This window comes from Lysinibacillus sp. JNUCC-52 (assembly GCF_015999545.1).
In the GTDB taxonomy this organism is placed as follows: domain Bacteria; phylum Bacillota; class Bacilli; order Bacillales_A; family Planococcaceae; genus Lysinibacillus.
This window is the reverse complement of sequence record NZ_CP065546.1, coordinates 2,552,365-2,577,913: the sequence shown is the minus strand read 5'-3', so window position 1 is coordinate 2,577,913 and position 25,549 is coordinate 2,552,365. Positions and strand designations below refer to the sequence as shown.

Annotated in this window: 17 protein-coding genes; 12 read left to right on the top strand and 5 right to left on the bottom strand. The window is 37.8% G+C overall.

The window, feature by feature from the left end; all coding sequences use genetic code 11:
* Positions 1 to 40: 40 nt before the first annotated feature.
* Positions 41 to 1,225: an alanyl-tRNA editing protein gene (locus JNUCC52_RS12715; protein WP_337980095.1), complete on the bottom strand. Its 1,185-nt coding sequence runs from the start codon at positions 1,223 to 1,225 to the stop codon at positions 41 to 43.
* A gap of 161 nt (positions 1,226 to 1,386) precedes the next feature.
* Between JNUCC52_RS12715 and JNUCC52_RS12710 the strand changes: the two genes are divergently transcribed.
* The 6 genes from JNUCC52_RS12710 (at position 1,387) to JNUCC52_RS12685 (ending at position 7,193) form a co-directional block, all read left to right on the top strand.
* Positions 1,387 to 1,674 (top strand): DUF6509 family protein, encoded by a 288-nt coding sequence (locus tag JNUCC52_RS12710; protein ID WP_228134326.1) that lies wholly within the window; start codon positions 1,387 to 1,389, stop codon positions 1,672 to 1,674.
* 356 nt (positions 1,675 to 2,030) lie between these two features.
* A complete protein-coding gene (locus JNUCC52_RS12705) occupies positions 2,031 to 3,365 on the top strand; it encodes an FAD-dependent oxidoreductase (RefSeq protein WP_337980094.1) in 1,335 nt (444 codons plus the stop codon).
* A 27-nt stretch (positions 3,366 to 3,392) separates the two neighbouring features.
* Positions 3,393 to 3,866: a glutathione peroxidase gene (locus JNUCC52_RS12700; protein WP_228134328.1), complete on the top strand. Its 474-nt coding sequence runs from the start codon at positions 3,393 to 3,395 to the stop codon at positions 3,864 to 3,866.
* Between the two features lie 343 nt (positions 3,867 to 4,209).
* Positions 4,210 to 4,977, top strand: coding sequence for an ABC transporter ATP-binding protein (locus JNUCC52_RS12695; RefSeq protein WP_228134329.1), 768 nt, complete (start codon positions 4,210 to 4,212; stop codon positions 4,975 to 4,977).
* Entirely contained in the window at positions 4,964 to 6,832 is a 1,869-nt protein-coding gene (locus JNUCC52_RS12690; protein ID WP_228134330.1) for an ABC transporter permease, read from the top strand. Before JNUCC52_RS12695 ends, JNUCC52_RS12690 begins: the two co-directional genes overlap by 14 nt.
* A gap of 1 nt (position 6,833) precedes the next feature.
* The gene (locus tag JNUCC52_RS12685; RefSeq protein ID WP_228134331.1) at positions 6,834 to 7,193 is read left to right on the top strand and encodes a YxeA family protein; all 360 of its coding nucleotides are present in this window, start codon (positions 6,834 to 6,836) and stop codon (positions 7,191 to 7,193) included.
* A gap of 43 nt (positions 7,194 to 7,236) precedes the next feature.
* Here the strand turns inward: JNUCC52_RS12685 and JNUCC52_RS12680 are convergent, their stop codons facing one another.
* Together JNUCC52_RS12680 and JNUCC52_RS12675 are read right to left on the bottom strand one after the other, a co-directional pair.
* Positions 7,237 to 8,628, bottom strand: a complete 1,392-nt coding sequence (locus JNUCC52_RS12680; protein WP_337980093.1) for a sensor histidine kinase — start codon at positions 8,626 to 8,628, stop codon at positions 7,237 to 7,239.
* Complete coding sequence (locus JNUCC52_RS12675) at positions 8,625 to 9,347, bottom strand: response regulator transcription factor (protein ID WP_337980092.1); 723 nt, start codon at positions 9,345 to 9,347, stop codon at positions 8,625 to 8,627. The genes JNUCC52_RS12680 and JNUCC52_RS12675 overlap by 4 nt, the downstream gene beginning before the upstream one ends.
* A gap of 459 nt (positions 9,348 to 9,806) precedes the next feature.
* Here JNUCC52_RS12675 and JNUCC52_RS12670 point away from each other — a divergent pair, with 459 nt between their 5' ends.
* The 3 genes from JNUCC52_RS12670 to JNUCC52_RS12660 all read left to right on the top strand — a co-directional run bounded on the left by JNUCC52_RS12670 (position 9,807) and on the right by JNUCC52_RS12660 (position 13,892).
* Positions 9,807 to 11,168: an acetamidase/formamidase family protein gene (locus JNUCC52_RS12670; RefSeq protein WP_337980091.1), complete on the top strand. Its 1,362-nt coding sequence runs from the start codon at positions 9,807 to 9,809 to the stop codon at positions 11,166 to 11,168.
* Positions 11,169 to 11,409: 241 nt separating this feature from the next.
* Entirely contained in the window at positions 11,410 to 11,964 is a 555-nt protein-coding gene (locus JNUCC52_RS12665) for an HPP family protein (RefSeq protein WP_139859534.1), read from the top strand.
* A 452-nt stretch (positions 11,965 to 12,416) separates the two neighbouring features.
* A complete protein-coding gene (locus tag JNUCC52_RS12660; RefSeq protein WP_337980090.1) occupies positions 12,417 to 13,892 on the top strand; it encodes a hypothetical protein in 1,476 nt (491 codons plus the stop codon).
* 357 nt (positions 13,893 to 14,249) lie between these two features.
* Here the strand turns inward: JNUCC52_RS12660 and JNUCC52_RS12655 are convergent, their stop codons facing one another.
* A complete protein-coding gene (locus JNUCC52_RS12655) occupies positions 14,250 to 15,434 on the bottom strand; it encodes a CaiB/BaiF CoA transferase family protein (RefSeq protein ID WP_337980089.1) in 1,185 nt (394 codons plus the stop codon).
* A 728-nt stretch (positions 15,435 to 16,162) separates the two neighbouring features.
* On the opposite strand from JNUCC52_RS12655, the gene JNUCC52_RS12650 reads away from it, so the two are divergent.
* Positions 16,163 to 20,413, top strand: coding sequence for an S-layer homology domain-containing protein (locus JNUCC52_RS12650; protein ID WP_337980088.1), 4,251 nt, complete (start codon positions 16,163 to 16,165; stop codon positions 20,411 to 20,413).
* A 112-nt stretch (positions 20,414 to 20,525) separates the two neighbouring features.
* Here the strand turns inward: JNUCC52_RS12650 and JNUCC52_RS12645 are convergent, their stop codons facing one another.
* Positions 20,526 to 21,833, bottom strand: a complete 1,308-nt coding sequence (locus JNUCC52_RS12645) for a hypothetical protein (protein WP_337980087.1) — start codon at positions 21,831 to 21,833, stop codon at positions 20,526 to 20,528.
* Positions 21,834 to 22,247: 414 nt separating this feature from the next.
* Between JNUCC52_RS12645 and JNUCC52_RS12640 the strand changes: the two genes are divergently transcribed.
* Both JNUCC52_RS12640 and JNUCC52_RS12635 read left to right on the top strand, forming a co-directional pair.
* Positions 22,248 to 24,350 carry a methyl-accepting chemotaxis protein gene (locus JNUCC52_RS12640; RefSeq protein ID WP_337980086.1) on the top strand — a complete coding sequence of 701 codons (2,103 nt, stop codon included), beginning with the start codon at positions 22,248 to 22,250 and terminating at the stop codon, positions 24,348 to 24,350.
* A gap of 255 nt (positions 24,351 to 24,605) precedes the next feature.
* Positions 24,606 to 25,535 (top strand): AEC family transporter, encoded by a 930-nt coding sequence (locus tag JNUCC52_RS12635; RefSeq protein WP_228134338.1) that lies wholly within the window; start codon positions 24,606 to 24,608, stop codon positions 25,533 to 25,535.
* The last annotated feature ends 14 nt before the right edge of the window (positions 25,536 to 25,549 follow it).

Here is a 25,549-nt window from a genome sequence, read left to right as displayed (position 1 = left end):
AAATTGTTGAAAGAGTTCAGAATTGTTTGAGTGACTGGCACTAATTCAACGCTTCTTGCATAGCAGTGAGCAGTTGCTCACGGGCGATGATTCGCTCGCCGCCGCCTTGTACCATTTGATCACTGCCGCCACCTTTACCATTAATAAGTGGTAAAACTTTCGCGGCAAGCTCTTTCATACTTGTTTGTACATGGGCGCCACGCGTCGACACAAATTGTAGCTTGTCTTCATTTTCTGAAACGAGTAATGCGATGGCATCGGAACGTTCAGCCACGATAAAACGAGCCAATTTTTGAAGTTCTTGTATCGAACGATTATTAAATGCAGCGGTAATTATATTGTTATCACTAGATGCCAAGGCATTTGCTTCAAAGGTAAGCAATTCCTCTTTTGCTGCTACGAGTGCCTTTTCCGTCGCTTTTTGTGTTGCTAATAGCTTTGCAAGTGCTGTAGCTGCTTCGACTTCAGGTACACTTAATTGTTTTGCAACATCAGCAAGTACAGTTTTTCTCATAGCTAGCTCTGCTAAAACGCGTTGACCACATACAAACGACACACGTACATTGCCCTTCATTTTTTCAGTGCCTAAAATTTTAATAGCGCTAACTTGTCCTGTTGATGTTGGGTGCGTACCTCCACAGCCATTGTAGTCAAAGTCAGGAATAATGACTAACCGAATTTCACCTGTCACTGCTACCTCTTTACGTAGATTGTAATTACTAAGTTCTTGCTCTGTAATCCATTTTGTCTCAATTGGACGGTTTTCTAAAATAATGTCATTAGCTCGAGCCTCAGCTGCCGCGAGCTGCTCTTTTGATAGGCTGTCGACAGCAATATCAATCGTCACCTGCTCACTACCGAGGTGAAAGCTTACTGTTTGTGCATCAAAAAGTTCGACAAAAGCGGCGGTTAAGATGTGCTGTCCTGCGTGCTGTTGCATATGGTCGAATCTGCGTTGCCAGTTCAATGTACCATGCACTTCACCAGATAAAGTGGAGGCATCGCCCTCTATATAATGACGGATTTCTTCATTGATTTTTTCAACATCGATTACGTTCGTGTTGTTTAATGTTCCTGTATCATACGGCTGACCGCCACCTGTTGGATAAAAGGCCGTGTTAGAAAGCACAACGTACTGGCGTCCATCATCCTCTATGCCAGTTCGTACAACTGTTGCAGTAAATTCCCGTTGCATAGCATCTTGATAATATAGTAGCTCTTTCATTAAAAAGCCCCCTTTATGTCATTTGATTTGAATTGCAGTACGAAAAGATTTACTTTATTGTGGCATAATTGCTTGTAGGTGTATACAGGTTTTCTAGTTGACCCATGCTGAAATTGATTTATTATAGAAAAGAATAGGTAAAGATAAAGGAGCTAGTATAAATGGATATTACACAATTTTCGGTGGAAGAAATTTTAGATCCGACGAATATTATTGAAGGTAAGCGCTATGAGTTTATTTTAGATGTAGATATTGATGAAGAGGATGAGCTGTACCATGAAGCGGGTATTGAAATCCGTGTTTTAATTGGCGAAAAAGAAGGTGCACCATTTATTTTAAATTACTTCATTATGGAAAAGGCAAAGGGAGAGTATTTAGACTTTGCGCTTGAAGATGATGAGTTAGAAGAGATTTTAACTTTCTGCAAAGAAGAAATAGCAAAAGCATAAGTACTTAAACAGGTAAAGGAAAACGGTTGTTTTTCTTTACCTGTTTTTTGTAGAAAAGAAAAATACGTTTAAATGGTGAGTCGTTCTCATACCGCTCATTACCTTTTAAAAAAAGGTAGTACTGGAAACGTGCATTTGTAATTAGCTTTTTGATAACATTAAATTATTGAAAAGTTGCAAAGTAAGTGGTGTATATCGTTTGATTTCAGTACGTCCATCTCCATCTCAAAAGTAGGGAAGCGTTATGACGATTTTTCACCTATGGGGGGACGATTTGCTATGTCTGTGGTGGGAAATGTCATTTACATAGTTACGATACTGAAATTAAGTGGTCATGAGAAAAGGGGGCTTGTAGGATGAAATTCGTAATTATTGGGGGAGATGCGGCAGGAATGTCTGCCGCTATGGAGATTTATCGAAATGTACCAGGGGCGGAAATTACCTCTTTAGAGCGAGGTTTTATCTATTCATATGGACAATGTGGTTTACCTTATGTAGTAGATGGGCGGATTTCATCATCAAAGCGTCTTATTGCAAGGGATGTGGAAACATTCCGAGATAAATACGGTATTGATGCGCGAGTGGGGCATGAGGTCAAGCAGATCGATGTGGAGAACAAGCTTGTTAAAGGCACACAATTTTCAGGTGAGCCATTTGAGATTGCATACGATAAGCTTCTTATCGCTACAGGAGCTAATCCAATCATCCCTGTACAAAAGGGTGCTGACTTAGCAGGTATTCATAAAGTTAAAACTATCCCTGAATTAGAGGATTTACTTGCAGATTTAACGCCAGATATTGAGCATGTGACCATTCTTGGTGGGGGCTATATTGGGCTTGAAATGGCGGAAACAATTCGGGCATGTAATAAGAACGTGCGACTTATTCAGCGAGGCAATCAGGTCGCTAATATTTTAGATGAAGAGCTAGCTAAGCATGTCCATGAAGAGGCAAAAAAGCAAGGTATTGAGCTACTATTAAATACTACTGCCGAAGCGTTTGAGGGCACATCACGTGTGGAACGAATCATAACAGATAAAGGTGCGTTAGCTACTGATTTAGTTATTGTCGCTTCGGGTATTAAACCAAATACACAATTTTTAGAGGGGACAAATATTAGTCTAGCTAAAAATGGTGCAATCATCGTTAATCGTCATTTGGAGACGTCAGTTGAAGATGTATATGCGGCTGGGGATTGTGCAACTCATTTTCATATCGTTAAAGAACGTTTAGATTATGTACCATTAGGAACGACGGCAAATAAGCAAGGGCGCTTAGCTGGGCTTAATATGTCTGGCAAATTTGCACCGTTTCGTGGTATTGTCGGCACCTCAATACTGAAATTTTTCGATTTAACAATTGCGACGACAGGTATTAATGAACGTACGGCAAAGGACCTTGGATTTGAGTATGAGGCATATAAAATCTCTGCACGGCATATTGCAGGATATTACCCAGGAGCTCAACGGATGTTTATTAAAATTGTTGTGCGGAAGAGAGATCAGCAACTTTTAGGGGCACAAATTGTTGGACCTGCTGGTGTTGATAAACGCATCGATGTCTTTGCTACAGCTCTATTCAATAAAATGACATTACCTGATTTACTCGATTTAGATTTAGCCTATGCGCCTCCTTTTAATGGCGTTTGGGATCCGTTACAGCAAGCGGCAAGAGTGAATGCACGTATATAAAATAATGGTAAATAGGAGGAATAAAAGATGAATATTTATGATATTGATGTAGCTTTAGAGGATGGGACAGAGTATAGCTTAGAGAAGTATAAGGGCAAGGCAATGTTAATCGTCAATACCGCAACAAAATGTGGTTTTACACCACAATTTGAGGAATTAGAAGAGCTTTATAAGAAATATCATGATGATGGATTAGTTGTGCTTGGCTTCCCGTCAAATCAGTTTAAGCAGGAGGTAGACTCTGCGGAAGAAGCTGCCTCACAATGTCGTTTAACATACGGTGTAACGTTCCCAATGCATGAAATGGTGAAAGTAAATGGCAAGGAGGCACATCCTGTCTTTAACTATTTAACAACGCATTCTAAAGGTTTCCTTGGAAGTAATGTGAAATGGAATTTTACAAAGTTTTTAGTAGATCGCAATGGGGAAATTATTAAACGCTACGGCTCTGCTGATAAGCCAAGTAGTATGGAAGAGGATATTAAAAACGTACTAGCATAGAGAACGGATGGGGATATATTGTAGAAGACTACTGTCTTCGTTGATTCCTGCTACGGTCGGGCGCTTTCCGCGGGCACACCGTAAGCCGCAACCGTCGCTGTCGCGCCGTCTGTTGCGTCTTAGGTTTTGTGCTGTTCCCGCAGGAGTCGCCCGCGCTCCAATCGACGAGTATTAAATTTATTGTAAATTGTTTGAGTGCCTGACACTCGTTTTTTACCTTATGTCTAGTTTGAAGCATGCACATGATGTGCATGCTTTTTTTGATTTAAGGTTGTTGTAAGCTTGCGACAATTTTGCTGTAAGTTTAGGGCCGTATACTGGAAACAGAAAGAGGTGAGCGTATATGACGCCATTATTAAAAGTACAAAATGTAGGAAAAACATACGGCAAAGGCGCGAATACATTTACAGCGCTTGAGAATATAACATTTGAAGTAGGACAAGGAGAGTTTGTCGGTGTGATGGGGCCTTCTGGTGCAGGGAAATCGACGCTCTTAAATGTATTAGCAACAATTGATACGCCAACAACTGGCGATATTGTAATAGGAAATACAAATTTAGCACATATGAAAGATACACAGTTAGCAGATTTTCGTCGTGATAACTTAGGCTTTATCTTCCAAGATTATAATTTACTCGATTCCTTAACAGTTCGTGAAAATATTGTACTACCACTTGCCATTGCAAAGGTGCCGCAGAAGGAAATTGCTATAAGAGTAGAGCGTATCGCACAGTTGTTTGGCATTAGTGAGCTACTAGATAAATATCCTTATCAAATTTCTGGAGGTCAAAAGCAAAGAACAGCATCATCACGTGCATTAGTAACTTCGCCTAAGCTAATTTTTGCCGATGAGCCAACAGGCGCACTCGATTCAAAATCAGCAACGGATTTATTAGAAAGTTTAAGTGATTTGAATCAAACCCATGCGGCTACAATCATGATGGTCACGCATGATGCTTTTGCAGCAAGCTTCTGCCAGCGTATTCTCTTTATTCAAGACGGCAAGCTTTCCAAGGAAATTCATCGTAGTACACAGACGAGAAAGCAGTTTTTCCAGGAAATATTACAGGTGCTTGCAAGCGTCGGAGGTGGAGTAAATGACGTTATTTAGTTTGGCTCGTAAAAATATTCAGCGCAATTTCTCAAATTATTTTTTATATATTGCCTCAATGGTATTTAGCATCGTGATTTACTTTACATTTGTAACGTTAAAATACAGTGACGATCTTGCAGGCTCAACGAGTATGTCACAGCAAATTAAAGGATTAATGAGTGCATCGTCAATTGTGCTACTATTTTTCATTGTAATATTTATCGCATATTCTAATTCATTTTTTATGAAGAAGCGAAAAAAAGAAGTGGCACTTTATTCACTACTAGGTGTCCGTAAACAAAAAATTGGCCTAATGCTCTTTTTTGAGAATTTAGTTATTGGGCTCGTATCATTGGTTTTAGGTATCATAATAGGCTTTTTTATGTCAAAGGTGTTATTAACAATTTTAGTGCGACTGATGGGCTATCAGGTCGTAGCTAATTTAACATTTACTCCTGAAGCTGTGCTACAGACAGCGGGAATCTTTGCAGTACTATTCTTATTTACTTCTTTACAGGGCTACCGTGTTATTTATCAATTTAAACTAATTGATTTGTTCCACGCAGAGAAGCAGGGTGAAAAAATTCCACGTGCATCATTTTTAGCCGCAATTATGGGGACAGTACTTATTGCATTTGGCTATTATACGGCCTCTTCTGATATTTTCACTAGTCCTATTTGGAAGCTGTTCACAATCCTCGGTACACCCCTTTTAGTAATCGGTGTAACAATTGTGGGGACATATCTACTATTCCATAGTGTGAGCGTTTTCGTACTGACAGCTTTGAAAAAGGCAACATCTTGGTCTTGGAGAGGCTTGAATTTAATCGGTGTTTCACAACTACTATATCGAATACGAGCAAATGCTAAATCGTTATCCATCATCGCGATTTTAAGCGCAACGACGATTACTGCTGGTGGTGGCGTATTTGGGATGTACTACAATACTGAAGAAAGCGTACGTCAAATGCTACCAAACACATTTATGTGGAAAGGTGACGCTGTTGAATTTGACCAACAGAACGTGATATACAATGAAACGATTCATGCCAAAAATTTACGTGTCGATAATGAATTTGCATTTTTTGAATATACATTATTGAAGGAATCTGATTACAATCGTTTAGCGACATTACAAGGGAAAAATCGTGAGCTGCATGTTGCAGACGGTTCAGCTGTACTACTAGACGTTAGCTATGATGAACGTTTTTCACATGACTATACAGGCGAAAACTTTAAATTGCTAAGCGGGGAATCCTTCCATATCGACAAAATGTATACAGACAGTGTGCTAAACTTTATTCCAGCGGGTACGGTGCTTGTCGTAAACGATCTTGCATTTGATACAACAAATGCAGAAGGTGTTACAATGCAGGCTGTCAGCATGGACAATGATTTAAAGCAACAAAGTATTTCTAAACAAATTTATAAGCAGCTATCTACTGAGCAGCAAGAATGGTTTTCAAGTGTGCCTCAAAGCTATGAGGATAGTCTAGGTACTGTCGGTTCATTACTATTTGTAGGAAGCTTTTTAGGGTTAGTATTTTTAGCAGCTACAGGAAGTATTATTTACTTTAAAGTGTTAACAGAAGCAGAAGAAGATCAGGCGAAGTATGCAGTATTAAATAAAATTGGTGTGAATAGTAAGCAAATATTGAAGACAGTTGCAGGGCAGGTTGCCGTTATATTTAGCGCACCGCTTATTGTTGGCATCGTGCACAGTGCTTTTGCGCTTTTAGCTTTTTCACAATTATTTAATATGGACATAACGAAGCCTGTACTATTATGGATGGTTGCATATTCAGTTATTTACGGCTTGTATTACCTCTTTACTGTACGGTCGTTTTATAAAATTGTGAGACAGGGGAATTAATATGAAAAAGACGTTTATAAGTATTGGGGCACTGTTTATCTTATTTGTAGCAGGTCTTTGCGTACTCATGACAGTAGATTTTAATCGCTTAAATAAAGACACTTACTATGTGCATATAACTGCCGATGGGGAAGTTGAAGAATTTAAGGCGAATGATGGGCAAATTATCCAAACGTATTGGTATGAGCTACCAGCCTTTAAAGAAAACGGAGAAGAAATGATGTTGAAATTTTCTGCTCAAAAAAATTTGCGACTAGATGCATATTTAAAGCTTTATGTGAAAAAAGAAAATGAAGTGACGTCTTATGATGAAATTCAATATGATGACATGCCTGCAAAAGTACAAGCGCAAATGAAATAAAATATAAGAGAAGAGCAGTCCATAATAATTGGACCGCTCTTCTTTATTTTTCGTTCACTTTATGCAATTGAATTGTGACAGTTGTCCCTTTTTGTTCCTCAGATGTAATGGACACCGTACCACCGTGTGCTTCAATAATATCTCGTGCAATAGCAGTGCCAAGTCCAGTCCCTTGTTTTTGCTCAGTATTTGTTCCACGGTAGTAACGCTCAAATATATGTGTAAGGTCTTCAGCACTAATGCCATGACCATTATCAGTAATTGTGATGGTGTTAGCATCTACTAACACGTGAACACATACATCTGGAGGATTATGCAGTATTGCATTATATAAAAAATTTATCACAGCACGCCGCATAAAATGCTCGTCAATCGAATGGACAATGACCTCTGCTGTTGCATCAAATTCGATATTTGCTTGTTCATAGGGTGGCGTATTTAGTGTGTCGATGACAATTTCCCGCATAAACTGAACGATATTGACGTCTGTCAAAGCTAGTGGGAGCTGCTGATGTCTTAGCCGCATTGTTAAATTTAAATCATCGAGTAAATCTTGCATATGCAATGACTGCTTTTCAATAATTTGTGCATATTCGGTTTGCTCATTTGGTAATAAGCCCCGATCATTTAGTAACTCTGCATAACCACGTATGGAAGCTAGTGGCGTCTTCATATCGTGAGAGACGTTGCTAATCCACTCCTCACGCATCAACTCTAGTCGTTTGCGTTCTTGCTCATGTGCAGCTAGCTCACTCGATACTTCACTTAAATTTTCAAATACAGGTCGATAAAGACCTTTTGGCACTTTGATTGGCATATGTTTGTGATTTTTTAAATGCTGAATGCGTTCGATCATTGCGTAAAGAGGCTTCGTTAATGTACGACCAAATAACCAGCCGACAAGTGTTGCGACTAATAAATCGGCAATAACTATAAGCAATCCAAACTTCCCGATAAGTTGTAGTATAGAGGTACCTGATAGATGAACAACTAACCTTGATACGCCACTACCTTTAATGCCAATTAAATAGCTAATATTATCTTTACTGCCTACATAAACCGTCGTATCAACATCGAATTCCTTATATTTATAAACTTGAATTAAATCGACGGGAGCATAATGGGAAAGTGCCTTGGGAGGAGTAAAATAGCCATCGATAACTTGTCCGTTTGCATCAAGCAATTGAATCCACGCATTTCTTTGATGTAACTGTTGCAGCCCTTCTTCACTTACGGAAGGCTGACCATTATTTATATCAATATACTGTTGAAATCCACGCACAAAGATTTCCTCTGTGTCTGCAGTAGCATCATTAAATTTATTGTATTGCTGATATATCATTAACCCTATAAAAATGGCGGTATTGACGAAAATAACGATAATGACTATAGACAATATAGATAGTAAAAAACGAGCTGTTAATCGCCATCTCATGTTTGTGGCTCTTTTGGCACGACTAATTTATAGCCAAGCCCTTTGACCGTTGTTATATAAACAGGTTTTGAAGGATCGTGTTCAATTTTTTCACGAAGACGACGAATGTGCACCATAACCGTATTGTCTGAGCCGAAAAAATCCTCACTCCAGACACGTTCAAATAATGTTTCCTTACTTAAAATGCGGTTTGGATTATGCATAAAGCAAGCCATTAAGCCGATTTCCTTAGCTGTTAATTCTAATAATGTACCATCTTTGTGTACTTCTGTTTCATCGCTATTAAGCACAAATGGTCCAACCTGTATCGTCTTTATTTGTGTAGTAGTTGTTGTTTCCTGTATTTGATAGCCTGCTCGGCGCAAATGTGCCTTTACTCGATAGGCAACTTCTTTAGGACTAAAAGGCTTAGTAATATAGTCGTCACCGCCAATGGCGAGCCCTAAAATTTTATCTATCTCTTCGTTTTTCGCTGACAAGAAAAGAACTGGAATATGTGAAACTTCACGAATACGTCGGCATAAATCATAGCCTTCACCGTCTGGAAGCATAACGTCAAGTAGCACAATATCGGGTTTCACCTGTTGAAAGCTCGACCACGCTTTGTCGATGGAGTTAGCTATATGGATAAGCTTATAGCCCTCTTTTTGAAGACTCACCTTTAGTAGATTAGCTAAATCTGCTTCATCCTCTACAATTAAAATTGTTGGTTCTTGCAAAGTTCATACGCCCTTTCCTTTAAGGTTGGCATTCATTTCTTATTTATCAGCCTTATTATAAATGAAAGTACTGAAAAAGACGAAGCATGATGAAGGGAAAACGGCAGATTTAGTCTGTGAAAATAGGCTGTCAAGATTTACTTGAATCATACTGCTAATCAGTGTGTAAAATTGGAAAGGTTTTATCGAAATAGCAGGAACTATTGACCTCTATGTCGAATTTAATTTTTATAAGCGGTAAAGTGTAGCTATTTATCGACATCAACGACAGAGCTGTTAGTAATTGCAAAGAAAATGCACTAAAGTGAAGGCTTCTTCAAGATGATAAAATTTGCACATATTTTTGATTTGTACATGAATAAATTATGAATACTAGCTCTCTGCTCATATGTGGAGAGCTATCTTTTACCTTTAAGTAGATTACATAAAATATTTTTTGGATTGGGAGAGTGGATAAACATGATTACAGAATTACAGATGCATGAAAAAGCTAAACAACCAGAAAATGACGAAAGTGTACAGCAGGTCGAAGCAGTGGAAACGCTGTTCGTAAATGAGTTCATAGACGGCATTTTGGATCCACAGCAACAAATGCTCGGCCCTGTCAAAAATGGAGGCACGATTATTGCCAATACAACGCCTGGATGTTGGGGTCCTATGCTAACGCCAACAATCCGTGGTGGACATGAAGTAACGAAGCCCGTGTTTGTTGAAGGCGCTGAAGTAGGCGATGCAATTGTTATTACTATTAAATCCATACAAGTGACATCTCTTGCGACAGCATCTGGACATGATGAGGCAATACCCGATCGTTTTATCGGAGATCCGTTTGTATCAGTAAAATGTCCAGGCTGTGGCAAACTTCATCCAAGTACCGTAGTGAGTGGGGTAGGTCCGCAAGCAATACGCTGTTCAACATGCGATACAGAAACGGCACCTTTTAAAATGACGAATGGATACACGATGGCACTAGATCAAAAAGGGTTTATTGGTTTAACAGTTGGACGCGAAGGCGCACGTCGTATTGCGTTAGAAGCAAAAAATTATATGCGCACACCTGAAAATTCAGTGCAAAACCCAGTAGTAGCTTTGGCACCGAGCGATTTGATTGGTGTAATGGCAAGAATGCGCCCATTTTTAGGTCAGCTAGGAACGACGCCTTCGAAGGCAATGCCAGATTCACATAATGCAGGTGATTTTGGTTCGTTTTTAATCGGAGCGCCGCATGAATATGCATTTACCGAAGCGGAACTAGATATACATCGTACTGACGGCCATATGGATATTAGCCGTGTTCGCGAAGGGGCTACCATTATTTGTCCAGTCAAAGTACCTGGCGGTGGTGTGTACATTGGCGATATGCATGCGATGCAGGGAGACGGAGAAATTGCTGGGCATACGACAGATGTTGCGGGAATTGTGCAGCTGCAGGTAAGTGTATTGAAAAAAGTAGCACTTGAAGGTCCTATTTTATTACCAAATGAAGAGGATCTCCCATACACAGCGAAACCTTTTTCGAAGGAAGAAAAACGCCGAGCACGCGAACTAGCAGAGGAATTTGGCGTGAAGCAAGTAGAAGAAGCGTTCCCAGTATCCATAGTAGGGACAGGTACAACATTAAATAATGCGACAGATAATGCTATTAGTCGTGCAGCCAAACTATTTGAGATAAGTGAGCCAGAAGTGATGAATCGCGCAACAATTACGGGATCCATTGAAATCGGCCGCCATCCTGGTGTTGTAACTGCCACTTTCCAAGTTCCGAAGTCGGTGCTAAAAAAAGCACGAATTTATAAACCTATTAAAAAGCAGTACGATTAAAATTAAGCGCTGCTGAAATTTAACAACAAACTTTAAATAAGGGAAAAAATAAGGCACGAGCCAGTGTAATGTAACAATACATTGGCTCGTGCTTTGCTATGAGGAACGTGGAAGCATAATCGCAAACAAAAAATCAAAATTGAATTCTCGTATTAAGCTGATATAATAATAAAAGCTTCTAAATCTATATATTTAATTGCGTTTAATATAATTTCAACTTTTGATTTCAAGGATGGTGACTATGGCAGATTTCGTACGCTTGCAAGAAAAAGAAGTGAAAAATCATCGACTCAAAGCATATATAGCTAAGATGAGTGGAGGAGGACATGCCCCCTCAAGAACGAATTTAGCCGATGCAATAACAGGTGCAGTAGGTGGCTTACTTTGTATCTTTGTATTGATTTGTTTAACAAACTATACAGGAGCACCATGGTTAATGGCATCCCTTGGGGGGAGCTGTGTACTCGTATTTGTCGTATGGAATGCGCCATTGTCGCAACCTCGTAATATTATTGGAGGGCATTTAATTTCAGCCTTTATCGGATTGGTGATGTATTCTTTATTAGGATCAAGTGTCTATTCAATTAGCCTTGCTGTTGGATTAACGATCTTTTTTATGGCACTTTCGGGCGTTATCCATCCACCAGCGGGAGCTAACCCTATTATCATTATTTTAGGAGGCTATAGCTGGAGCTATTTAATAATGCCAGTATTAATAGGTGCAGTGATTATTGTCATCTTTGGTTTAATAATAAATAACTTACGACAGACTAGAAAATACCCACAATTTTGGTGAGCAAAAAAAAATTTTTTTTTTACACTAATTTCGTGTAACTATTTTATTTATTGCCCGTCTACTGCATTGGTAGTGTTAGCTGCTCTTGGGAGCAGTGAATACTTAGAGAGATAAATAGTATGACGCCAACATTGTTGAGCGTCGGGCAAAGAGCCATCTGAGACCATGCACTGGGCTACCAACTTAAGGGCAAATATCAGATGTGCTCTTGCCTTAGTAAAAAATTTAATGAGCTTCGTGGATCGTTTAAATGTTGCTCTAAGTAGAGCTAAAGTGTTTGTATAGTCGAACACTTTAGCTCTTTTATTTGTGCATATTTGTAACTTATTAGCATATGTTGGATAGGATTTGTTATATTGAAGAAAGAAGAGTGTTGAAAAAGTTGAGAAATATATTTGTGCATGTTAGGGGAAGATCTTTGTTGCGTGAAATTGATAGGGGGCTCTGGTTGTATGCTGCTGGACTGTGATGAGCAATTATTCATAACATATAGACAAAGTGGTGAAAATGGCGCTGAAAAGTTACTTTCAAAATGGGCGGAGGCCGAGGTCACTCCACAAGAAGATCCCAAAATATTGGGTACTGCATTATCACCTCAATTATTTTTAGTAAATAAAGAAGCGGCGATGAACATTGCCTTTTCGACAGCTCGAAAATATTGGGGACGTGTATCACCAGAGTTGCAGCTATTTTTCAACGAGCATGGCTTGGATGCAAAATATGTGAATGACCGACTTAATGCCTTTTTCTATACCCAAAAAGGGAAGCAAGCTTTTTTTGAGCAACTTTTTGCCCAGCATACAATGGACTTAGAGCGATTAGTCTGGCTTGTGTTCGGAAAGAGATGGCAGGTCAAGCTACCTGTAAATGACCTACAAACTATATTTTTATATAAATTTGAAGATGATTATTTTGTGCATATGATTTATAAAGAAGAGACACTGTTTTGGCACTGGCTTTTTATGAAAAAAGTTTATTCACTGCTTATCCACAAACCTCTGGAACAATTCACATTTATCCATGAAATAATGAGTCATTTTGAACAATCATCAACAATTACTTATGCACATGTGGATAACTTTGTGTATAATTATAGAAAAACTCTGGATAAGTGTATAACTCATGTGGATAAATGTAATTTGTCCTGTTTAGCGAAAAAACAGCTTCGTCTATATCAAATTGTCACACATTACCGTTTATCAGAGGGAAATTATCAATGCATTAAAGAATTGATTACTTCCTTTGAGGCGGATTGGCGTTATTCTATGTATGCCTTAACAGAAAAAGAAAAGGTTTTGATTGCCTATATTTTATGGCAGATTGCTCATCAAGAACGGGATTATGAAAAGGTCCTTCATTATGGTGAATATTTATTAGAAGATGAACGACTTAATAATTATGCCATTGAGATTTTGCTAGAGTACAAGGACTTACTCCCAAATCGAAAACCAACGCCACCTGCAATAATAAAAAATTATAATTTGAATTACTTAGAAAATCTGTATGCCGTATTACTAGATACTTATGTCAGATTGGAACGTTACCAAGAGGGGTTAGTGCTCTTAAAGGAACATGGCCTTGCATCCAATAAAAAAATAAATGCAGCATTAGTACAGCAAAACTACAGTAATGAGCAATTAATTGCTATTGAGGCATCGATGCAGCAAGATATAGCACTTCAAGTAAACAATTCGTTACAGCATATTGGTCTATCAGTGGAAGAATGGCGCCAACATTATCGCCAGCCTGATGCCCCTTATTTTTTAGTTGCACAGAGCGCTTCCATGCATATGATTAATATTTTAAAAATCCTGTTTGTCACTGAGCAGTATGAGTTATTTGAGAAATTAATCGAGGTTTATAAAAAATATTTACTCGTCGAGGAGCATTTTAACCAATTGCGAGAATTTATTAGTGCGTATGTATAACGGGAAAAAGAGTGTGCTATGAAGGCAAATATTGATTTGAGTGGACACTCCAGACTATAGAAAAACTCGAACAGATTCGGGTTTGTCTATAGTCTTTTTTATTTGAATAAATGTCCAGGACTCCTGCTACCGTTGATTTCCGCTACGGGCGGACGCTTTCCGCGGGCACACAGTAAGCCGCAACCCTCGCTAACGCGCGGTTTGTTGCGTCTTACACTGCGTGCGTTCCCGCAGGAGTCGCCGCCCTCCACTCCAATCAACTAGTATAAATTGTTTGAGTGCCTGACACTATGACTTAAAAAAATGACAAAAGGTAGCAAGAATGAACTTCTTGCTACCTTTAGCCAATACGCTTTATTATTCTAAAACCCCTTTTTCTTGAAGTGCCATGATTTGTTCAGAACTATAGCCAAGTGCTGATAATACTTCTTCGTTATGCTCGCCTAGCTTTGCACCAACATGCTTGTACGTTGGATTGGCCCCATCAAATTTAAAGGCAGATGCAATTTGTTTTTGCGTTGTACCATCATTTTTCGGAATTTCCACAATCATGCCACGAGCTTGTAATTGTGGATGCTCGCATGCCTCTGGAAAAGTTAACACTGGTTCAACACAACCTTCGAAATTTTCATTAAAGACTTCGAGCCATTCGTTGTAGGTTTTCGACAAAAAGGCGTCATGCACGGCCTCTTTAAATCGAATCTGTGTATAGTAAGAATCATTAAATGTATTATCAATAAGTTCTGGAATATCAAGTGCCTCACATAGTAGCCTACGAAACTGTGGCTCTAGACTGCCCACTGAGAAAAATCGCCCATCCTTCGTTTTGTAAAAATCATAGTAGCTACCACCGTTTAAAATTTCTTGTTCAGGCTGAGGTACACGGCCACCGCCAATATAAGCAGAGCCGTACATGGCATTAAGTGAGAAAACAGCATCGGTCATGCTAATATCGACATACTGACCTTCACCTGTTTTTTCTCGGTGAAGAGCGGCAGCGAGCACACCTATTGCAGCGTGCATTGTACCACCCGCAATATCTGCAAGCTGAACCCCCATGGAGACAGGTTTTTTATCTTTATGGCGAGAATAGTCGAGCACGCCAGCTAATGCCAAATAATTATTATCATGTCCAGGTCGGTTGCTATATGGACCTGTTTGGCCATAGCCAGTAATAGCACAATAGATTAGTTTTGGATTTACTTCTTTTAACGCTTCGTAGCCAATACCGAGTCGTTGCATAACCCCTGGCCGAAAACCTTCAATGATTACGTCATACTCCTGTATAAGTGACTTTACAATTTCTACAGCCTCTGGCGATTTTAAATTTAATGTAAGTGACTTTTTGGAACGATTTAAGTGCTGATGAATATATGCCTCGTGATTTTCATCATAGGGAGGCATAATGCGCGTTAAATCAACGCGTTTGGAGGATTCCACATGGATGACCTCCGCACCTAGGTCGGCAAAAATCATCGTTGCCATAGGCCCTGGTAGTAATGCAGAAAAATCGAGAATTTTTAACCCCTTTAAAATACCCAAATCTTCCAACCCCTTTTTGTGTAGGCTACAATGCAGTCATGTAAGAAGCATTAGTAGCGCTTTTCTCATTATCCCCATAGTGCGAAAAGCGTGTTTTATAAAATTCTGTATTAATACAGTTTGTTTTTATTTTATTCAGTATTATAACAGAAGATACATTAGATTGCCTATGTTAATTTTTATTATAAATTAATTTATCAGAAAATTATATGTCACAATAACAATAAAAGTAAAAATATTTAGAATATAGATGGGTATTAATGGTGGTAATAGCGATAGAAGTGGGTGTATCGCCGATAACCTCATGGAAATCGCCGATAAAATTACGTAATCGCCTGCAAGAGCCCATAAATCGCCGATAGAACTTTCGTAAATTAAAAAATCTAATTGTAATTATGTTTACCTTTTAAGATTATGGGTATTTGAATAATAGAACGATAATTTGGGCAAGCTATTGTTGTAAATGATACGTAAACTCGGGACACATCTCTCGATCAACTTGGCAAGACTTAAGGTTATCCCCCTTTCCCTTATGACAGAACAAGTATGATATGATGTATGCCTATATTTTGGGAAAGCCAAGAGAGCACCGATGCTTCTTGGCTTTTTTATTTTGTCTATGACTTTCTTCCATAATTTTAGAAATACTATGAAGGTTCACTATCTACCTGTCGATATAAAGGGTATGATGATTTTACGTACTCATTATATGTGAAAGGAAGAGTGAGATGGATAAAACAAAAATCCAAAAAGTGAACAAAGCACTTATTGCAACTGTTTTTGCTACTAGCGGGATTGCTGTTGTTGTACCACCACCACAAAAAGTAGCAGCAGCTACATCACCATTTGTAGATATTAACCAATATTCAAGTCACTACGACAATATTTTGAAATTATACTCTCAAGGTGCAATTAGTGGGTTTGCAGATAAAACATTTCGACCAAATCAAAATGTAACGCGCGGTCAAGCAGCAAAAATGCTTGCAACGGTTTTAAAGCTAGATTTAAAAAATGTACAAGATCCATATTTTAAAGATGTTCCAAAGAGCAATGAATATTATAAATATGTAGCAGCATTACAAAATGCGGGGATTATGTCTGGCTATGCAAGTGGTTCATTTATGCCGAATGAAGTTATTACACGAGGACAATTAGCCAAAATTTTAGTGCTTGGCTTTAAATTCGAAGTAGCGTCGAATTTTAACCATAGTTTCAAAGATGTAAATAGCCAAACGAGTAATGCCTACTATATTCAAACATTAGTAGATTTACAAATTACAGAAGGAACAACACCTGTCACATTTTCTCCATTCAATGCAGTAACGCGAGGACAAATTGCTTCCTTTATTGTTCGTTCACAAGAGAAAAAAAGCAATGCATCAACTTATAAGATTACGGGTGTTGAAGATGATATTGTTTACATAAATGCTGAACCGTATACAGTACCAGAAAGCCTTTCACATATTTTCAATGAATATAATGCAGATGTCCTAAAGGGGGCATTTATTGAGGGAGACCTCTCAGGCAAAACACTTTATTCTGTCGCAAAGTTAACGTTGAATGCAAGTGGTACGAGTTCACGGTTTTTACATTTTGATGGAGACTATAAATCCTTTGGTGGCACAATCGTTGTAAATGGGAATTATATTGAATTTTCGAATGTAACATTAACGGGCACAATGTTAGTCAATGAAACGGTACGCCCACCGTTACATTTAGATGTTTCTTACTATAAGCCATTAGCAATCGGCCGTGTAGCAAGCAATAATTTTTCATTTATTAACTGGTCTAATCCTGATAAGCAAGAAGGAGAAAGCTCATCGAATAGCAACTCGTCGAGCGATTTGCAAAATTGGACGGATTCAAATCAAAATCCAGATAAAAACAAGCCTTTTGAAAACTGGTCAAAAGATCAAGTAACGATGAAAAATGTTGAAAAGCAGATTGAATTTTACAATAGTACGGTATCACGACTAGTTGTGTCTCAAAGTGGTACAAAAATTGAAACAAATAAAAAGCTACCTCGTGTTGATATTATTGGAAATGTACGTGAATTCGAGATACAAGGCAATATCGGTACGCTAAATTTGGATACCGAAACGAAGCTAACGATATATGGAACGGGCAATATCGACTGGATTAATTACAATAGCTATACCGATTTAGAGCTTTATATAGATGGTCGTGTAGGTACGCTTTATGTAGATAATGCATATGGTTGGATTGATATTGGTGACTACACGTATATTGACAAAGTAATTCTTCCAAAAGACGAAGGGCCAAATAATATTTTTGATGATTTTTTAGATGATAAAGATAACATAGGCAATATTACAGACCCAGATGGTAAACCAATCGATAAAGATGATATAGACAATTCGAAGCCAGCAGATAAAACAAAACCATTAATCGATATTACCAATGTAAGCGTATTGAATGGCAGCGATGTGCAAGTAGACTTTACTTCAGATAAAGTCGGAACATACTACTATATTGTTCGTGAAAAGGGCGCTGAAGTCCCAACAAAACGCGAGATGGTCAATCGTATATCTACTGATAATGTAGCAAGTGGAACGGCTGCAGCCGTCAATGGTAAAAATACGTTTAAAGTGACTAACTTAGGCGAGAAAAAAGAATATGTTGTTTATGTAATGGTAGTAGATGGAGCGAAAAATACGTCGGATATTAAATCGCAGTCATTCCAAATGAAAGATTCATCGCCACCAGTCGTCAAATCGTTAGCGGTAAACCCTCTACATGGTGGGACACGTGCAGAATTTACATTTAATGCGAGTGAACCAGGAGAGTACTACTACTATGTACGTAAAAAAACGACTGCTGCAGATCCAACAACCGCTGATATTGTTGCTAAACCAACAGGTAAGGGGAAAGTAGAAGCGGGGAAATTGAAAGTTGACGGATTACTAACAGGTTTAGACCCTGAAGAATCCTATCAACTTTATGTAGTCATGAAAGATGAGTCGGGCAATTATTCCGTAGACCCAATTCCAAAAGAAGCGATTAAAGAGTTTAAAACAGGAGCTTTAGATAATATTCCTCCATACATTGTTGGCGGAGAGCTCGTGTTACAAGATGAAATTAAAAATGAATTTTATGTAACGGTAAGTGAAGAGTTAGATATAACTTCTGCTGAAAAAGTAGAAAACTATGAACTGACAGGGACAGGTATAGTTAACCAAGGATTACAAAAACCAATCCGTCCAGAAAAAGTTGTCTATAATAAGGCTCAAAAAAGATTAACTTTCACAATTCCTTCTTTAACAGGTTTCGTTAATGGAGATAACTTGGTCGTAACGATTTCTCCAAATGTAAAAGATTTAGCTGATAATGAATTTGAAAATATAAATAATACACCAGTGAATAGTGTTCCGCGTAATACGGCCGAATATATTCATAGAGATGGTGAGTGGCCATATTTAACGATTATCGGTGAGCCTGCTATTAACGCTGCTAAAGATCAGACACTTGTTGAATTCAATGCAACAAAAGCAGGGACATATCATTATTTAATTATGGAATCGGATCTAAATTTAACACGAGATGACCGACTACGATTAATCGAAGCTGTGCAACTAAATTCAAAGGAATTTAATGTAGGAGGCAAAGATATACCGATTATCGGAAGTGGCGGTAATAAGCCAGCGCAGTTAGGAAAGCAAAAGGTGACAGTTCCGCTACCGAATACAATTCCGCCTTTAGATCCATTTAAGAGCTATTCGATTTATATGGTATTACGAGACCGTTCAGGGAATGTCTCAGATATTCAAACAAAACATGTAATTGATGACCGAACTGCACCAGTTATCGACAATACGTCAATTACAGTGGCAGAAGGGGACAGAAAAGCAACCTTCAGATTTATGTCAGACGAGGACGGTTCTTATTACTATGTTCTTCGCAATGTAGGCGACTCCACACCTGCACCTACAACTCCAGAAGAGGTAATGGCTAAAGGAATTACGAGCAGCATGCGTAAAGATACAAATGAGATTTCTTTAACACTTGCGCCACATCAACAGTACGAGTTATATGTTGCTGTAAAAGATCGCTATAATAACGTAACAATGCTACAAAAAGGCACAGAATCAAAAGTTTATACATTTGATGAGAAGCAAAATAAACCGATAACCTTGACGCCTGGTGGGGGTGGCAATGGTGTGATGAAATATACATTCTTCTCGGATGGAACACCACCAAAAGTTCAAGATCCTATCTTTAAACGACTTGATGGTAAAACATTTGAAGTGACATTTTCAGAGGCAATCGATACTGGATTTGATTTTAAATTAGTAGAACCAGGTACAACGACTGCTATTACACCATCTTACACACAAAGTTGGCTTGATATTACAGGTACAAGGGATTGGGAGCCACGTAAGCTTATTATCACGTTCAATAGTGAAGTAAAACAAAGCTTTGACATTAGCGTCAATGCTACTGCGAAAGATAAAGGCGGCTGGACATTTAGTAAGGATAGAGCAGAGTACAAATATCCAACAAAAGAGAATACAATTACTACTGCTACATTATTACCAGATACGCAATTCCCAAGTAATTTAAATATTTCTAAGAAGCTTGAAGTCGTTGCGAATCTAAATGCCGATATTACATGGGATCAGCATTATTACTACGCAGTACTGAACAAAGGATATGATTTATCGCCTGAAAATGTTCAAGATGTTATTGCAAATGCTGATAGTAATAACTTTACGTATATACCTGGAGGAGCAATTGTTTCCTACGGTAAAGGGAAAATTACAGCACCTGCGGATGCAAGTTCTGCGAAGACCTTTACAGCAATCCAAACAGGTAGTGATCCAAATTCAACGAATGTATTCCAAAAAGATCAACGAATTTATCTATTCACGAAAGATAAGTATGGAAATATTGTGTATGCTAAAGCATCTTCAGATCCAGGAGCTTTAGATTACGTATTAATTCAGCCTAGAACACAATAAATCAATAAAAAAACACTAGCTATTACAAAGATAGCTAGTGTTTTTTTGTTGAAGAAAAGAAAAGCCCACATCTCTTTGAAGTGACTCGAAAGAGGTGTGGGATTCATTTTATTTAATTTCTAATAATTTGGAACGTACCAGAAGTTTGCGTTTCAATGATGTATTGATTGCCATTGACCGTATAGGATACAGGCTCATGGTCACCAAATTCATTGATTCGAACGATGGAAGCATTCTCTGGTATATTTTCTAAAATGATTTCAATATTTGCCTCGAATTTAACGGGCATTTTGTTTAATACTGCTTGGAACGTAATGCGATTTAAATTTCTTGTAAGCTGAACATCCATTACGCCAAAATCCTCATTAACAAGCGTATTCAATGGTGGGATGATGACCGCCATATTCGCTTTCGTTGTTAATACAAAGCGTTCATTGTCATTTTCAGAATCAGCGACATTGATTTTTGCTTTATATGTGTTTCGACTTTTCGACATTAGCGTATTTTTACCTGGTATTGCGGCTGAGTCTGATAATTCGGGTGTTTTGATTGTGTTGTCGCCTTTAGCTGGTAGCTTATACTTTCCTTTTACATAGTCTACTAATATCCACACATTTGGCACTAGCTGTTGTTGTACAGGTGTCAATGCTTCGAAGGCTGTTTTTACTGCTTGTACATCGTGCGTCGTAGATGTTTTTGGTGATAAAGCTGCAATGGCATTTTCGACTTCTTTGGCAGCGCTTTTATCCATCGTAACGACGTGTTCAGCATCTAGTAAAAGCTGTTCAATACCTGTAGGCAAAGAAACGTTTGAGAATTTTCTTAATGCATTATACTCTGCTCGAGCTTCAGCTACATCTTTATGGAAGCTAAGACGAGAGGAATTTAATAGTTGAATTTTATTTACAACTTTATCAATTGAAGTATTTGGTGTAATCGATGACGTCAATATTCTTTGTGTTTCAGCGCTGACAAAAGTTTTTTGGGCAGCATTCAACGTGTTGTACCAATCTCTCGTTTCAATAACATTTTGATAATAGTTAACAGAAGTAGAGTCGACAGATGCCAATTTTTCTTCGATTTGTGCGGCTAGTCTACGATAATTTACTCTTGTTTGTTGATGATTTGATAGAGTCGAGTAATTTGTAACATATTGTTTTTCAGTTTCTGTTAAAGCATTGTAGGCTTTAATTGCCGCCTCTAAGTAAGCCTGAAACGCAAATGATGTATCATTAATGTTCGAAATAAGCTGTATAACATTCTGCACATTGGAATTATAGTAATAATTATTATTGTATATGTATGCCGTCTTTGCATGTGTCGAAGTATCGGCAGCCGATGCAGACGTTATAGGTGTAGTATAAATAAGGGATGGAACGGCTACTAGAGCAAGCAAGGCTAGGCTTTTTTTATGTTTCATACGGGCAAACCTCCTATTTTAATAATATTAATTTTATCATAGCTTAAGGATTTTTTATGCATATTTTAGGTTAATAGGTAAAAAGGTTGTTCGTTTTTTATAACGTACTATATCATAAATACTAAAGGGAGAGTTGCCGAAACTGTTGGAGTTATAAAGAGAGCAGGTATTATCTTAGATATATAAGCTTTTATCTATAGGCATTTAGAATGTAGTTATTCCAAATGCCTATAGAAGTTTAACGAATAGAATAATAACAAAATTTAGTATAAATGGATGTATGTATCAATTTATTGTCTAAAAATAGTGAATTTTAATAGAAAATTTTAATTGTCTTGGTAAAATAAGATTGTTTTTTGTTGTGAAACATAGGTCCATACATTATTATTGTTTAATGAAAATGGAGGTGTTGGCATGAAAAAATCCAAAAGTATAGCTTTAAAACTCTCATCTTTAATAATAGGGTTATTTATCGTGTTATTTATTGCTTATACATTGGTAACAAGTATGATTCTTTATAATCAGAGTATACATGATTCAGAAGACGCAACGCTGCAAAATGCAGAACTATCAGCAGCAAATATGAGCGAGCGGTTTAAGAAAGTAAATGATACATTACAAACGACAAAACGAATTGTTCAAACAATGCAAGGCAAGGGTGAACTATCGACAGAGGATGTAATGGATATATTACAAAATAACCTAGACGACAATAAGGATTTACTAGGTGTAGGGGCTATTTTAGAAAATAACACAGTGAAAATTGCGCCAACTGTAGATACTGCTTTAGTTGACCAACAAAATCGCTTTATACCTTATTTAACAAGAGGGAAAGACCAAACTATTATTAATCCTGTAGTTGGGCTTGATGAAAAAAATGGTGCTGAATGGTATCGAATCCCAAAAGAAGAAGGTCGTGCGATTTTAACGGAACCGTATGAATTTAATGTAAATGGTAATACCATTTCAATGACGACTATTGCAGTACCACTAGTTAATAGTAAAGGTACATATTTCGGTGTTTTATCGGCCACTTTATCTATCGATTTTTTAAAGGAATTAGCCAATTCTATTGAGCCTGAAGGTGGTTACGCAGGCATAATTACAGATCAAGGTATGTTAACAGTTAATAGTATTAACGAAAAGTTAGATGGGACCAATATGCAGGACGCTATTGATTGGAAAACTGTTAAACAGTCCATGGACAATGGTGTAGCAGATAGTCTTTATGTAGATTCCAAGCAACTTGGCGAAAAATCATATAACGCCTTTGCTCCAATGAAGTTAGAAAATATCGATGAAGTATGGACCGTACAATTAGTTTTACCTAAAACGAAAATATTAGAAACGTATAATAAAGTTCTCATCGTTACGATTGTAGCTGCAATAATTATGGTTGTTTTAATGGCTGCTGCCAGTGCGATGTTTATCTTTAAACAGTTAAAGCCTTTGAAAGTTTTACGAGCATCCATTGAAACGGCTGCAGAAGGCGATTTAACGAAAAAAATAGACGAAAAATATATCAAATCAGATGAAATTGGTGCTGTTGCATTAGCCTATAATAATATGCTGGACAAAACGAATGATGCTATACATACAGTGCTAAATTCTTCTACAATACTTAATCAATCATCACATAATGTGAATGAAGCATTTAATGAAATTGTCGCCTCTAATCAGGAAGTATCTGTAGCTATCAATGAAATTGCGCAAGGTGCTTCGAAACAATCAGAGGATACGGAAGAAACGAATTATCGAATGATTGATTTATCTGAGCAAATTGACGCAATAACAATGCTTTCCAAGCAAATGGATGCACTGTCGATAAAAACAAAAGCTTCTACAGAGCAGGGCATGAAAGAAGTTGAAAGTTTACGTGACCGAAATGCTGAAACGAACGAAATGAATGTCCGCATTCAAGGTCAGATGGAATCCTTATCTAGTAACATCAGAAATATCAACCAAATTATTGTCTCTATTCAAGGAATAACGGAGCAAACTAACTTATTAGCATTAAATGCAAGTATTGAGGCTGCTCGTGCGGGAGAGCATGGAAAAGGCTTTGCAGTTGTAGCAGAAGAAGTTCGTAAACTAGCGGAACAGTCTAAAAACGAAACAGAGATTATTAAGAAAACTGTAACTAGCATTCTAGAAGACGCAAATCAAACAGTGTCTGTTATCGCTTCAAATGCAGATTTAATGCAAGCTCAAAATGAATCAGTGCAAAATACAGAGCTAGCTTTTAAAGATAATAATGAGCTTTCTCATTCTATTGCAACGTCAATTAATGAGTTATTATCAAACCTTTCACAAATGCTAGAGCAAAAAGATCAGGCAATTACAGCAATTCAAAGTATTTCTGCCGTTTCAGAGGAAACTGCGGCTTCTGCAGAGCAAGTAAGTGCATCTGCTGTGGATCAACAGGCAGAAATGCAAAAGGTTGCAGAATCTATTAATAATATGAACCAAATCTCTAAAGAACTACAAGAAGTCGTGAACCGATTTAAACTTGCTTAATGATTTTTAAATTGTAGTAGGTAGTAGGAATCGCCGATAAAATCATGGAAATCGCCGATGACCTTTGCTGAATCGCCGATACCCTGTGGGAAATCGCCGATAAAACTTCTTTAATATCCTTTGTAGATAAGTTGAGATTGAGGCTGTCCTTTTCTAAGGACAGCCTCTTTTTATAGCAACAGCTTGAGCCGAGAGTGGCATTGACCTAGTTTGCGAACAGTTTTACTATAGAAAGATGAAAGGGGGTCGCCTCACATGATGTATCTCGGTATGATTTTCTTTAAAATTGTTGCACCTATTTTGGTGTTGCTTGTACTTGGTGCGTTTTTACAAAAGAAATTTCAATTTAACTTAAAAGCACTATCTCAGCTTATTACATATTGTTTTATGCCAGCAGCTGTGTTTGTAAATTTATATGAAACAAGTGTGGAACTATCGGTGCTAGGTGAAGTGGCGCTATTTATTGTGCTTTTTATTGGGAGTCAGATGTTGCTTGGTCATTTTATAGCGAAGGGACTAGGCTTAAAGAAAACCGAGGCAGCTGTATTTAAAAATAGTGTTGTCCTTATTAACTCTGGCAACTATGGTATTCCAGTGGCACAAATGATTTTTGTGACACAACCAATTGGGGTGGCAATTCAAGTTATTCTCGTTATTTTTCAAAATGTAACGACCTATACATATGGTTTATATAATTTAATTTCTTCAACAAAGTCAGGCATGGCCATTGTGAAGGACTTTCTAAAAATGCCGATTATTCATGCGCTCATTATAGGTGTAGCAATGAATTTCTTTAATATTGGCATTCCCCAATTTATTCGTATTCCAATTGACCACGTTGCTGATGGATTTATCGCTGTTGCTCTTATTACGCTTGGTGCACAGCTATCTCAGCTTGAAATTAAATCAATGTTCAATAAAACTGTGTTTGTCAGCTGTTTTACACGTTTAGTAGTAGGACCTGCCGTTGCATTACTTATAATTTTTGTTCTCGGCTTAGAGGGTGTTGTGGCCCAATCGCTCTTTATTGCAAGTGCATTCCCAACGTCGCGTAATAGCTCGAGTTTAGCGCTTGAATATGATTTAGGGTCAGAAACCGCTGCACAAACAGTGCTTTTTTCGACGATTGTTAGCTGTATTACAGTAACAATTGTAATTTATTTGGCAGAAATGCTTTTTACTTAATGACTTCCATCTAT